The organism is Dyadobacter psychrotolerans (assembly GCF_004349265.1).
GTDB classification, from domain to species: Bacteria; Bacteroidota; Bacteroidia; order Cytophagales; family Spirosomataceae; genus Dyadobacter; species Dyadobacter psychrotolerans.
Genome location: NZ_SMFL01000005.1, coordinates 451,820 through 464,087 on the forward strand (window position 1 = coordinate 451,820; position 12,268 = coordinate 464,087).

Here is a 12,268-nt window from a genome sequence, read left to right on the forward strand (position 1 = left end):
GTTAAAATTCTCTAAATACTATTTGTAGATCGGCATTCATTGCCTTTTGGTAATACAATGTTAGTAAGTCGAAAACTCGGATAATAGAATAGAAATTACTTTTTGTATATGCTTTACCTTTTTATTAATAATATCTGATTGTTAAGGCCAGGTTGTTAATTTTTCAAAGGCTTTATGGCTACCGAAACATCAGCTTTTAACTCCTCAGTGGCTTTCAGTACCAGCGTGTCTCCGGGCATGATGTCCCCAAATACTTCAATTTTATCTCCCAGATTAAGTCCCTGATTAATGTCTATCCATTCTGTTTTCCCCTGCTTTATTTTAATGGCAAACTTTTTTTCCAAAGTTGTTACAATGGCTGACGAGGGTAGGGTAATCCCGGGCTGCGAACGCAGAACCACTAATTTTGCATCGGCATACATACCAGCTTTCAATAATTTGTCCGGGTTAAGCACTTCAAATTCCCAAATTTCACTTCGGGTGGTATTGTCAATATTTTCGGATTTACGGACTAATTTGGCGTCAAATATTTTTTCAGGCATCGCTTTTGTTGTGAATTTGATGCTTTGCTTTTTTAAACTGGTGCCCGTATATACCTCCGGAACAGCTACACGAAGTCTTAGCCGGGAATTATCTTCAATTTCCAAAAGAGGAAGCTCACCCGGGTTTCCCACAAAAGTCCCTTCATGTGCATTTCGCTTGGTTACTACTCCGTTAAATGGTGCTGTGATGGCCAGATAATTGCCCATTTGCTTATAGGTGGCAGCGGTGAAGATGGCGGCTTTATAATCGGCACTGTCTGCCATAAAGAGATTTTTAACTTTATCCAGTTCACTGGCCGCAATAACACCGTCAGTTTGAGAAGCGGCATAAATACGCTCAAAATTGTCCTTACTGGCCAGGTATTTCGCTTTGGCAGACTGGATCTTTTCGGTTACCTCGCTAAGGCGTGAAGCAATTTCCGGTGCATCAATAAGAGCGAGCAATTGCCCTTTTCGTACCCTGCTTCCGATATCAACATTTATTTTTTTTAAATAACCCTGAATCTTGGACCTGATTTCGACGCGCTCATAAGGCAGCAGTTCACTGGGTAAAGTGATTTTCTTTTCGACCGAATCACTTTTGGCAATGTAAATCGCGACCGAATCTTTACCTTCCGGTTTGGTTTCAACAGTTTTGGAACCTGATTGCTCTTTGCTGTCGCAAGCGTAGAGAAGCAAAAGGCAGACGGAACTGCAAAAGAAAATTCTAATCATATCACTTGTTGTTTTACTGGCCAAAGTTTTTGCTTTCATTGTCATCAGGATCTAGGGAAACGCCTACATAATTTTTACTGCCTATCCAGGAATTGTAAATTAGAGGCGTGATAAGTAAAGTGGTTAAAGTTGAAAAGAGCAAACCGCCGATAACGGCCACACCCAAAGGTGCCGTTTGCTGGCCGCCTTCACCGATGCCGATCGCCATAGGGATCATGCCGGCTATCATGGCAAGAGCCGTCATCAGTATGGGGCGCAGCCGTGTTTTTGCTGCCGCCTGACCAATATTTAGCGATAGAAGATTTTGCATCCGAATGGATTCTGCATTGGTTACCAAAAGAATGACATTGGCCACAGATACCCCGATTGCCATAATGCACCCCATGAATGATTGTATGTTTAAACTATGGCCTGCCAACAGCAGAAGCAGAAGGGAACCTGTTACCACTGCCGGGATAACCGAGAGGACAACAAGCGGAATCCTGAACGATTGAAAATATGCTGAAAGCATTAGAAAAATGACAGCGATGGCCAGCAGAAGTCCCAGTGCAAGCTCATTTTGCGTTTGATCGAGCAGTTCCGATTGCCCGCGCAAATACACTTTCGTTCCATGCGGCAGTTCTCCTAATTGGGTAATGGCTTGGTTCACCTGCTTTACTGCCGCACCCAAATCCTGATTGTAGATATTTGCCGTTACCGTGATGAAACGCTGTTGGTTCATACGGTCGTACTCGCCAACTGAATTGGTCTTTTTCCAATCGGCAACATCACGTAGATAAAGATTATTGCCATTCGCGCTGCTGATTGGAATTTGTTCGATCTGCTCAGGACTGTTCATTAGATATTGCGGATATTCTACCTGCACCTGATAGGAGTTTCCACCTGCCTTGTCAAGCCAGTAAACAGGTTGGGTGTTACGGCTCGATGCAACAGCAGCGGTGACCGACTTGCCGGCCTGTTCAATCGAAAGACCCATTTGTCCCATCCGAACGCGGTCATAGTTGATTTGAATGCTGGGGTAATCCAGCGGGATGCCAATTTGTACATCCCGTAAAAAACCAATTCTTTGCATTTTAGATTTTAGCCGTTCTGCAAACACCCTGCCTTGCGCCAGATCCTTTCCCTGCACCAGCACTTCTACAGGTGTACTGGATCCCTGGCTCATTACCTGATCCACCAGATCGGCCGGTTCGAAGGAAATCGTGGCATTGGGAATCTCTTTGGATAATTTCTCCCTGATTTGTTCTTTTAATTGTTCAATTTTAACTGCTGACCCTTTCACAAGCTTCACTTTTAATAGCGCTTCGTGTGGTCCGCTTGTCCAAAGGAAGATCGAATTGATCGCGTACGTCGATGGCTGTAACCCTACAAAGCAGGAACTAATGGCAATGTTCTCTTTTCCGGCCAAGGTGCTAATCAATGCTAGCGTTTTTTTTGTAGCATCCTCCGTTCTTTCGATCCGGGTTCCCGTTGGCATTCTTAGACGAAGCTGGAACTGGCCGCCGTCGATTTTCGGGAAAATATCTGTTCCTGAACCGCTGTAAAGAATGATGGCAATACCAATGAAAACAAGGGTAAGCAGGGGTGAAATGAATTTGATTTTTCCGAAAGCTGCAAGTGTTTTATCATATTTTTCGCTGAACCTGTCGAATGAGGAGACATTTTCTTTTTCAAGTTCTCCTTTTAGAAGCCAGTTGGATAGTATAGGAACAAAGGTTTGAGATAATAAAAACGAGGCGATCATGGAAAATCCAACCGACAAGGATAAGGGAACAAACATCGCTTTGGGTACGCCGGTCATAAATAATGCGGGGATAAAGATCACCAACACGCTCAATAGTATTAAAAGCTTGGGCGTAGCTATCTCCAGACAAGCATCCAGAATTGCCCGTGATTTGAATTTGCTCATTTGCTGGTGCCGGTGGATATTTTCAATAGTCACCGTCGCTTCATCTACCAGAATACCGACCGATAAGGCCAATCCGCCTAATGTCATGATGTTGATTGTTTGTCCTGCCAGATAAAGACAAACAACAGCAGCAAGTATTGCCAATGGTATGGTTAAGACGACAATAAGTGCACTTCTGGAATCCCTTAAAAAAAGCAGAACCACAAGCCCGGTCAGTATCGCGCCCAAACCGGCTTCAAATAATAAGCTTTTCAGGGAATTGATCACATACCCTGATTGGTCAAATTCGTAGGTTACTTTGATATCGTCTGGAATGGCAGCCTGCATTGCCGGAAGGTTTTCTTTAATGCGCTGCACAACATCCCAGGTTGATGCATCGGCCCGTTTGGTTACGGGAATGTAAATAGAACGCTTGCCGTTGATCAGCGCATAACCGGAGGTAATATCAGCCCCATTTTCGACGCTTGCCACATCTCTGACAAAAACAGATGTTCCCTTTACCTCTTTTACCGCGATCTGTTCGAGCTCCTTAAAGTTGTCAACGACACTATTAGAGGGCGTCATCAATGTCTGGTCTCCGATACGCACATTACCCGCAGGTAACAGCACGTTGTTTTTGGCAATGGTTGCCACCAGCTCGTCGGGGGAAATATTGTAGCTTCTTAACCGTTCCGGATTTGCTTTGATCAGGATCGTACGCTGGTTTCCACCCAAAGGTGGGGGGGCGGACACACCGGGTAAGGCACCAAACATCGGCCGCACCTTGAACAAGGCCAGGTCCTGGATTTCATTCAGCGAGCGGGTAGCGCTGCTGAAAACCAGCTGGCCAACCGGAAGCGAGCCTGCGTCATAACGCATGACAAAGGGTGGAAATGTACCGGCTGGCATAAACGCACGTGCCCGGTTAACATAAGAAATGGTTTCAGCCATGGCACCCGCCATATCAGTCCCCTCGTGAAATTGCAGTTTAATGAGCGATACCCCTTGGACTGATTTGCTTTCAACGAATTTGATGCCGGTGATATACAGGAAATGGTACTCGTAATAGGAAGCAAGAAAGCCTTCCATTTGTTGTGGCGATAAGCCACCGTAGGTCTGTGCCACATAAATGGTGGGCGTTCCCATTTTTGGGAATATATCAATGGGCAATTTTCTGATGGCCAGAATGGAAAAGAATAGTATTCCCACAATGGCAACCATGATAAGGACTGGTTTCCTTAATGCAAAACGTATGAGTTGAAGCATAGCTTTCTATTTCAGTTCATTTAAGAATATGTTGATATCGCCCTGTGAAACAGCTTTGTTCAGCAACGCTTTCCAGATGTACCAATAAGACTGCTGCGAATCGGTTTCGGCTTTTAACAAGTTGTACTGCGTTTGAATAAGGTCGCTAAAATTTACCAAACCGGTATTGTATCTGATTTGCATGGCCTTATAAGCATACTGAGCCGATTGCAGCTGCGTAGAAGTTTCTGTGGCGATCAGAAGTGCGTTGTCGTAGGTCAGCTGGCTGATCTTGTTTTTCTTGTCAAGAATAAGCAGGTTTTCTTCCAGTTTTTGCTGAATGGACTGGGTCATCAGACCCTGCTGCTGGATTTGCAGGTTTTTATCCGAAAATTTTAACAAGGGATAAACGATTTGAAAGCCCAGGCCGTAATTGAAACGGCTAAATCCCAAACCATCACTGGCATTAACGGTGCCGTCATACTTGATTCCTGAACCACGTGCATATGCCGTGCTCCATATGTTTATCTTAGGCAGATAGGATCGCTTGATTAATCTCTCCTTCGCCAAGCTGTATTCTAAAATGCTTTTCGGATAGCTGCTATAGGGGTGGCTGCTAAAATCGGACGAAGCAGCTGGGAGTGCTCTTGGAAACTTTTCAAAGAATACACTGTCTTCCGTATCAACATCTTCATTAATTGCTAAAAATTGGGACAGTAATATTTTTTGGGTTTCTAATCTCTCAGTGGCATTTAACAAATCAATTCTGCTTTTGGAAAGCTCAGATTGGAATAATGCTGTATCAACACCCGGCCTAAGCCCTTTATTCGTGAGCGTGCGCGATTGGATCAATGTAAATTCGACCCTTTTAATATTTTTCTGGCTTACGGCGATCAGCTGCTTTGCCAGTGTTACATCCAGGTAAGTGTTGGTAACATTGATCAGATGGCTGAACAATTCCATTTTCTGGTCTGCTTCCTTTTGATTGACCCCGGCAGTTGCATAGGCGATTTGCGCATCGCGCTGGCCAAAGGTGATTGCCTGCCAGTTCATCGAAAACCCCGCAGCGCTGCCAAAAACGGGCTGATATTTGTTGTCCGTAGAAGGCGGCCCGCTGATTGGAAATATTCCGGATGGGTTAAGCATTCCTGTAATATTGTTGTAGGTCGCCAGATTAGCCTGGTAGCTTAGATCGAGCGAAGGGATAATCGTATTTCTGCTCAGGGCCACTTCTCTTTTGGCCGCCTCGGTTTCATATCGCTTGGATTTTAGCAATGGGTAATTCTTTTCGGCTAGCAGCAGCGCTTCGCGTAGCGAAACAGTTGTATTCGGCTTTTGCCCATAGACTAAATAGGAAAACAACAACAAAAAGAAGGTGCCCGTTATTTTTAAGTATGGCATAAATAGTAAGCTTTCTGTGAGACGATAGCAAATCTATTTATTGATTTTGGAGAAACTTTGGAGGCGTATACTTAATTGAAAAATACCGTGATGCGGTGTTCCGTTTTTTCGTATTGATAGCGAAGTTTTAGTTGATACAACTGGGTAATTTGTTTGACCAATGCCAGCCCGAGTCCTGTGGTTTTGGATGCATCGTTACCTTTTTTAAACCTTTCAAAAAGCTGCTCGGGGTCACCAGTAATCTCATTTCCTGTATTGGTAATCACCAGTTTTTTGTTATCCAGCTCCACATGGATCCTGCCTTTAGCAATATTATGAACCACCGCGTTACCCACCAGATTGCTGAGAAGGATTTCAAAAAGAGAAAGATTGGCAACGATGCTTATCTGTGACTGTATAGATTTTGTTAATGCCGGGAAATTTTCATAATGCTGCTGATAATTTTCAAGGATTTTTTCCAGCATCTTTGAAATGTTCACCTGTTCCACTTGTGGGAACTGATTGCTATCAATCTTCGCTAGTAATAGCAGACTTTTATTTAACTGGCTCAATCTTTCATTCGCAGCTGTTATGTCGGCCAGTAAAGCCGCAGTCCTTTCGGTTAAAGCCGGATCATTGATAAGAAACTCCATTTTTGAACGGATGATGGCTAGCGGCGTCTGCATCTCATGGGACGCATTTTCAACAAATTGTTTTTGGTTGGTGTATACTTTGTTGACTTTTTCAATCAGATCATGCAGTTCTTCGTTCAGTTGGTTGAATTCCGTGATTCCGGTCTGAGTTTCCAGTTGAAGCAATGGATTACGCACCACATCATACGCGCCTGCTTTTTTAAGTGTACTATAAAATGGCTGCCAAAGCGTTTGTGAGCTCTTTCGGTTAACAACGACTATGGCCACAAGCAGAAGTAAAAAGATAACGATCTCGGCAAGGAAGACCTTAATAATTAAATGTGAAACTTCTTTGGCAGAAACATAGGTAGTTAACTGAATGGATTTTCCTTTCCAATTCAAATACCTGGTCAGTGTAACAAAATCTACCGCAAGTTTTGTCTCAGGATTGTATACATTTGTGTCTTTTGGGGCGCCAGGCAGCCTATTATCAATACGGTTACTGGTATCAATATCATATTCCCCGGGGACGTGCTGGGGCATGGATTCGGGTTGTAAAGTAAACGCTTTCCAGATATTGGCTTGCTTCAATTCCAGCTGTTTCTGTTGCATATGATGTGCGTGAAAAACAAGCATCACGTAAAATGACACGGAGCCGGCAAGCAGCACAAGAGGTAGCCATATCAATAGATACCGGGTGTTTTTTTGTTCCAGTGTTTTGGTCATATCGAAAGCTTGTAACCTAGTCCATAAACTGTTTGAAGCAAATCACCGCATCCTTTTTCTTTCATTTTTTTCTTTAGGTTTTTTATATGCGAATACACGAAATCAAAGGATGCCAGATTATCTGTTTCCTCTCCATAAATATGCTCTGCAATGGCCTGTCTGCTTACCACCCGATTTTTATTGGTCAGCATAAAAAGCAGCAGGTCATATTCATTTTTGGTAAGCACAACCGGTTTACCGGCCCATTCAACTGTTTTTAAAAGTAAATCTACTTTCATGTGGCTGATTTCAAGTGTATCCGAACCGGACGCATACTTCCTGCGGATCAATGATTTTACCCTGGCGAAAAGTTCGGACAGGTGAAAAGGCTTCGTAAGATAGTCATCAGCGCCCAGGTCCAGACCCACAATTTTATCGTCCAACGAGCTTCGGGCAGAGATGATAATCACCCCTTCGCTTTTCTTGTTTTTTCTAAGATATTTAAGGAGTTCCAATCCGCTACCGCCTGGAAGGTTGATGTCCAGGATGATGCAATCGTATTGAAAATCCTCCATCTTTTCAATTCCCTGTTGATACGAACCGGCTCCCTCACATAGAAAGTCTGCCTGCGTGAAGTATTCTATAATACTTTGCAGTAAGCTCTCTTCATCTTCAACTACCAGTAGTTTCATTTGGAATATTTTTGCTAAACTAATTCATAATTTTGGAGGAATTTTGTTGATGTAACACTCACCCATTTATTTTAATCCACAACGTAGTTCTTTATTGCGTTATGGATTCGTCATTATGTATTAGAGTTTATCACGAAAGATTTAATCCGGAGTTTCCGGACGAGTATCTAAGATTGTGAATTCCGTCCACCAGCAGCATAACCAGATGCGTGGCTTTGGGAGATTTCAATCGTACCTTACTTTGGATTATTTTCAAGCGCTTAACCCTTTAAGTTTTGTGAAACTATCTTTGGTGAAAAGTTAGTTTTCTAAAGAAGAATATTTATAACCTAAAAACTTTGTAAATAAGTAACCGATAAAATCAAGGGCTGTAAAATGAAAAATAAAAGGGAGCAGTTTATTCTGACAGAGAAAGAGTGGAGCTGCATACTTGACAGTTCTTGTTCCTCTGGCCAAAAGGTACCAGAACTTTTTGATCGGTTAGGGGAAATTATTTGCGAAGGAAAAACAGTAACCCGTGAAGATGGACGAATCTTGGGGTACGATGTTGAAACTTTAAAGTTTTATGACACCTTTCAATATGTAAAGTCTCGAAAGAATCCCTATTTCATCGGTAGAAGGTTGGATGGGATTTTACTGAAAATTGCAGTAGCACTGATCGGTTATAGTGTTATAAAACAGCTGGTTATTTATTTATTATGGTATTATGTACCGGAGGAATTTAGATTTGCGGTCGAAGACCTGACAACTCCGCCTTCGATTTTACCGAAAAGTGATTTATTTTAGCTTAGCACTTTTTTTTCTTTAAATTAAGATCCAACATTAATGTTTGGTTGCAATAAATAACGAGAATACTCTAGCAGAGTATTCCTGGCGCTGTCTATATATTTAAGGTAATTCGGTCATTAATAATCCTGGCTTTTTATTCCCTCAAAAAACAGCTCGGCTGCCTGCCAGGAATAAACCGGATCATAAACAAGTCCATAATTTTCTCTTAAGGATAAATTCATTCTTTCAAATGCCCAAATGTTGGCTTCGACGAAATCTCTTGGTTTCGTCCATTTTTCGTATTTCAATTTATTTTTAGCCATGTGGATCATACTATGGATGATGTGCACTTGGGCCTTATAGACTTTCTTGGGTTTTGTTGGTATCATGGCTTATCTATTTTAAATCACATTTCCAATACCTGCAAACCCAATATAATCCGAGTTAATAAAATCGATGATGGCGTCGATCTGGGCTCCATCCATGTTCCTTTGTTTTGTCCGCAGATTTAAAAGGGTTTGTGTCTGATCAGCTGCAAGGGTAAGTGCGTGTTGGCTAAAAAGGGATTCTGTGTGCGTATCAAGCAGCTGGAGTTCGATTTTTAACGGAATTTGCTGTGACCAGAAAGGCAAGACACTAAAATCAAGCGGGATAACAAGGGGCTGTGAGGGCTGTTGATACCTAAAGGTCAGTATAGGAATATCGCAAAGCGAATTTAATTCAAAATGCACTTTGGAAAGTGTGTAGGCCAGATTTTGATCTTCCGACTGAAAAACCTGGATGGTAACTACGGTTTCACCCGGCATTATTTTAATTGTTTCCATATTTAGCACGTTGGAAATAAGCATTTTCCTTTGACTTAGATTCGGTATAATCTCTCCGGATCTCTAAAAGATTGTTCTTTTTTCATTATATTGATATTATTAATATCAATATAATGATACAAATAATACCAATATTAAGGAGAGATTTTTTCAATGTCAAGTTTTATTTCGTTTCGTTCGTATTTTTTAATCAGGACCTGCCTTGGCGGGGCCAACTGCTAAAAATTTCTGCTGTCCGTCCCTGCAATACATTTGCTAAAATTTAAAATAAGCTAAATTAAGATTTGTCAGGCTGTTGCTAATCAAAATAGTGCAAAGCCAGAAAAGCCCGAAAGGTGGCTGAAATGTTTTTCCCCAAATAACAAGTCAAAAAGAATAGCGAAACTAGCGTCCCGATTATTTAAGACTTTATAAGAAGGCCAAAAGCGTTCGGCATAATGACGGCCATGATAGATGCTGGCTGCACGCCGTCAACCCCAAAGGTACTTATTCCGCTTCCTTTTGGCTTAGAGGCGGGCCGCTTACCGTGGGCTTTCTTTTTTTCTTGTTTTTTCTTTGGGGAAAACAATGTTGTTTTTTGATTAAGGCAGACACGAGGGAAAGAGAAAATGAAATTATTTTTTTCATCCATTCTAATCTTAAACACTATGTCTCACAACATTCATTTTAACGAGAACACAGGAAACCACAGTTTTTTTTCAGTGACAGAAAAAGCCTGGCATGGACTGGGGCAAATTGTGCAACAGGTGCCTACAAGCGGGGAGGCCATCGGATTGGCTGGCCTTGACTACCAGGTCGTTAAAATACCTGTTAAAACTGCTCCTTTTGATCTTCGTATTGAGGATATCGGTGTAGGAGTCTCCGTGCAAGAAATGGTAATTCCTAATTATTTTGCAACAGTCAGAACAGACTCGATGAAGCCGCTTGGTATTGTAGGTAAGGATTATCATATCGTTCAAAACAAGGAAGCTTTTTCTTTTTTTGATTCAGTTGCTCAGAAGCATCAGGTATCTTATGAAACAGCCGGAGCGCTTGGGCGAGGGGAGCGGATTTTTATAACGGCCAAACTTCCCGGTCACATCCGGGTAGGGGATGATGATCTTATCGAAAAGTATATTTTTCTTACCAATTCGCATGACGGTTCAGGTAGTATCACGGCCGCTTTCACGCCGGTTCGCATCGTTTGCCAAAATACACTAAATGCGGCTTTGGGGAATCTTGCAGGTGCCGTCAGGATCCGCCACACAGCCAATGCTAAAGAAAGACTTCAGCAGGCACATAAAATCATGGGTCTTGCTGAAAAGATCACCCAGCAGAAAGAAGCACTTTTTAACAACTGGGCCAAAGTCCGTATCACAGATAAGCAGTTAAAAAGACTCATCGAAATGGCTATGGCTTCAAGCCGCGAGACGCTGGGCAATGTGCTGGATGGAAAAACAGATCTTTTATCTTCTCAGTATCTTAATACAGTAGAAGACGTTTACCAGTACGCGCTTGGACATCCTTCACAAAACCTGGCTACCACAGCCGGAACCGTTTTTGGTGCCTATAATGCTGTCACAGGTTATTTTCAAAACAGAAGAAAATACGATAATGATGAGGCGAAGGTAAAATCCGTACTTTTTGGCGGGACAGCGCAGCTTAGGGGACAAAGGGCTTTTGAGCTTTGTGAAGGGTTTTCGCTGAATGGAAACGGGATATTTCAACTGAACTAGTCGAATCGGGGAGGGGGAGCCCTCCCCGAAAACATTACTGTAATTAACCCTTATTCCAGGCTACCCAACTCCAGAAGGGCGCAGATACTCTGCAAGCTTTTTCCGTCTCAGATCCCGGAAGTGCTCGGATTTATAGCTCCATCGCACTGATGCGCTCTTAGAGAATCCGGCTGGTTTCAAATCGCAGCATGATGAGCGTCTTTTTAGATTTCGCTATTTGATGGCTACAGGGCTCGTTACACAGCCCAGCTTTTGACCTGTTACGCAATTGAAATAAGACCGGCGCACGAGCGGTTTGCCTCCGTGGTCAGGCTACTATTTACGGTGTAGGATTTGCCCAGCAGGTAAAATACTGCAACCTTCTCACCAATCAAAATGAATCAGATACTCGCTCCGGCAGTTGCCGGAGCCAACATAAAACTTTTTTAATACGATACTTCTAGGAAATCCTTCAAACAGTGATCTGCTTTGCGGTCTGCTACTTTTTCTTGGTTTCGCGTTTCGTTTGTGGGTATCCCAAAGGCGCTTCGACAGAAAAAACGATTTTGGAAGTCAGCAGTTCAAAAGTTATTTCCACGCTGTGTTAATTCTTTTCATAGAGCGCGTTTTAATGCTTATCAGCCTTGCCATGATCCTGGGTTCCGTGCTCTGGTTTCTTTACAACTGAGCTAAAATATGCCCGATTTGTCTTTTAGAACTGGTCTATATATTCATTTCAAGTCTTTGCACAGCCTCTAAAAAACGGCTCGTGGTTACCGGAACCAGCAAATAATCATTCACGCGTTTATCGCGGACCGTTCTCGTTTCGAGTGCTGATGTCAGAATGATGTAATGATCGTGGGTGCTGAAATGATCCAGCATCTCAAGCCCCGTCATATAAGGCATTGTTACGTTAAGAAAAATGACACCGGGTTTGAGCCTCTCGACTAGTTTTAAGCCTTCCACGGCGTTAAATGCTCGCCCGACCAGCGTTAGCTGCGAGTAGCTGGCTATGTGAAAGGAAAGGGCCTTATGTGCAGGGCTTTCATCATCGATGATCACGCAGGTATATGATTTTTGTCGATTTGCTGCCATAACCGCTTGTTTTAATGTTGAGACAATAAAAATAAAAAACTCACATTGTAAAGTCAATGAATGGTTACATTAATTGCAGTGTTATTCTG

At 42.6% G+C, this 12,268-nt stretch carries 11 protein-coding genes; 2 read left to right on the top strand and 9 right to left on the bottom strand.

Translation table 11 applies throughout. The annotated features are described in order from the left end of the window. Nucleotides 1-155 precede the first annotated feature (155 nt). The 5 genes from E0F88_RS16205 to E0F88_RS16225 all read right to left on the bottom strand — a co-directional run bounded on the left by E0F88_RS16205 (nt 156) and on the right by E0F88_RS16225 (nt 7,798). Entirely contained in the window at nt 156-1,256 is a 1,101-nt protein-coding gene (locus E0F88_RS16205; RefSeq protein WP_165940082.1) for an efflux RND transporter periplasmic adaptor subunit, read from the bottom strand. Nucleotides 1,257-1,269: 13 nt separating this feature from the next. Continuing rightward, nucleotides 1,270-4,410 carry an efflux RND transporter permease subunit gene (locus E0F88_RS16210; protein ID WP_131959313.1) on the bottom strand — a complete coding sequence of 1,047 codons (3,141 nt, stop codon included), beginning with the start codon at nt 4,408-4,410 and terminating at the stop codon, nt 1,270-1,272. 6 nt (nt 4,411-4,416) lie between these two features. Further along, entirely contained in the window at nt 4,417-5,790 is a 1,374-nt protein-coding gene (locus E0F88_RS16215; RefSeq protein ID WP_131959314.1) for a TolC family protein, read from the bottom strand. A gap of 71 nt (nt 5,791-5,861) precedes the next feature. Further along, nucleotides 5,862-7,127 carry a sensor histidine kinase gene (locus E0F88_RS16220; protein WP_131959315.1) on the bottom strand — a complete coding sequence of 422 codons (1,266 nt, stop codon included), beginning with the start codon at nt 7,125-7,127 and terminating at the stop codon, nt 5,862-5,864. Next, nucleotides 7,124-7,798 carry a response regulator transcription factor gene (locus E0F88_RS16225; RefSeq protein ID WP_131959316.1) on the bottom strand — a complete coding sequence of 225 codons (675 nt, stop codon included), beginning with the start codon at nt 7,796-7,798 and terminating at the stop codon, nt 7,124-7,126. The genes E0F88_RS16220 and E0F88_RS16225 overlap by 4 nt, the downstream gene beginning before the upstream one ends. Before the next feature lie 375 nt (nt 7,799-8,173). Here E0F88_RS16225 and E0F88_RS16230 point away from each other — a divergent pair, with 375 nt between their 5' ends. After that, nucleotides 8,174-8,584, top strand: coding sequence for a hypothetical protein (locus E0F88_RS16230; protein WP_131959317.1), 411 nt, complete (start codon nt 8,174-8,176; stop codon nt 8,582-8,584). Between the two features lie 119 nt (nt 8,585-8,703). On the opposite strand, the gene E0F88_RS16235 is transcribed toward E0F88_RS16230, so the two are convergent. The 3 genes from E0F88_RS16235 to E0F88_RS16245 form a co-directional block, all read right to left on the bottom strand. Then, a complete protein-coding gene (locus E0F88_RS16235; RefSeq protein WP_131959318.1) occupies nt 8,704-8,955 on the bottom strand; it encodes a hypothetical protein in 252 nt (83 codons plus the stop codon). 12 nt (nt 8,956-8,967) lie between these two features. Continuing rightward, on the bottom strand, nt 8,968-9,390 hold the full coding sequence (locus tag E0F88_RS16240; RefSeq protein WP_131959319.1) for a hypothetical protein: 423 nt from the start codon (nt 9,388-9,390) through the stop codon (nt 8,968-8,970). Between the two features lie 400 nt (nt 9,391-9,790). Then, a complete protein-coding gene (locus E0F88_RS16245) occupies nt 9,791-10,021 on the bottom strand; it encodes a hypothetical protein (RefSeq protein WP_131959320.1) in 231 nt (76 codons plus the stop codon). Between the two features lie 16 nt (nt 10,022-10,037). Here E0F88_RS16245 and E0F88_RS16250 point away from each other — a divergent pair, with 16 nt between their 5' ends. After that, nucleotides 10,038-11,105 (top strand): DUF932 domain-containing protein, encoded by a 1,068-nt coding sequence (locus E0F88_RS16250; RefSeq protein WP_131959321.1) that lies wholly within the window; start codon nt 10,038-10,040, stop codon nt 11,103-11,105. Between the two features lie 702 nt (nt 11,106-11,807). Here E0F88_RS16250 and E0F88_RS16255 read toward each other — a convergent pair. Continuing rightward, nucleotides 11,808-12,179 carry a LytR/AlgR family response regulator transcription factor gene (locus tag E0F88_RS16255; RefSeq protein WP_131959322.1) on the bottom strand — a complete coding sequence of 124 codons (372 nt, stop codon included), beginning with the start codon at nt 12,177-12,179 and terminating at the stop codon, nt 11,808-11,810. Nucleotides 12,180-12,268: the final 89 nt, after the last annotated feature.

Coding starts and splice junctions, on each gene's coding strand:
- E0F88_RS16225 (WP_131959316.1), bottom strand. CDS start 7,798: ATGAAACTACTGGTAGTTGAAGATGAAGAGAGCTTACTGCAAAGTATT.
- E0F88_RS16250 (WP_131959321.1), top strand. CDS start 10,038: ATGTCTCACAACATTCATTTTAACGAGAACACAGGAAACCACAGTTTT.
- E0F88_RS16240 (WP_131959319.1), bottom strand. CDS start 9,390: ATGGAAACAATTAAAATAATGCCGGGTGAAACCGTAGTTACCATCCAG.
- E0F88_RS16210 (WP_131959313.1), bottom strand. CDS start 4,410: ATGCTTCAACTCATACGTTTTGCATTAAGGAAACCAGTCCTTATCATG.
- E0F88_RS16215 (WP_131959314.1), bottom strand. CDS start 5,790: ATGCCATACTTAAAAATAACGGGCACCTTCTTTTTGTTGTTGTTTTCC.
- E0F88_RS16255 (WP_131959322.1), bottom strand. CDS start 12,179: ATGGCAGCAAATCGACAAAAATCATATACCTGCGTGATCATCGATGAT.
- E0F88_RS16230 (WP_131959317.1), top strand. CDS start 8,174: ATGAAAAATAAAAGGGAGCAGTTTATTCTGACAGAGAAAGAGTGGAGC.
- E0F88_RS16245 (WP_131959320.1), bottom strand. CDS start 10,021: ATGGATGAAAAAAATAATTTCATTTTCTCTTTCCCTCGTGTCTGCCTT.
- E0F88_RS16235 (WP_131959318.1), bottom strand. CDS start 8,955: ATGATACCAACAAAACCCAAGAAAGTCTATAAGGCCCAAGTGCACATC.
- E0F88_RS16205 (WP_165940082.1), bottom strand. CDS start 1,256: ATGATTAGAATTTTCTTTTGCAGTTCCGTCTGCCTTTTGCTTCTCTAC.
- E0F88_RS16220 (WP_131959315.1), bottom strand. CDS start 7,127: ATGACCAAAACACTGGAACAAAAAAACACCCGGTATCTATTGATATGG.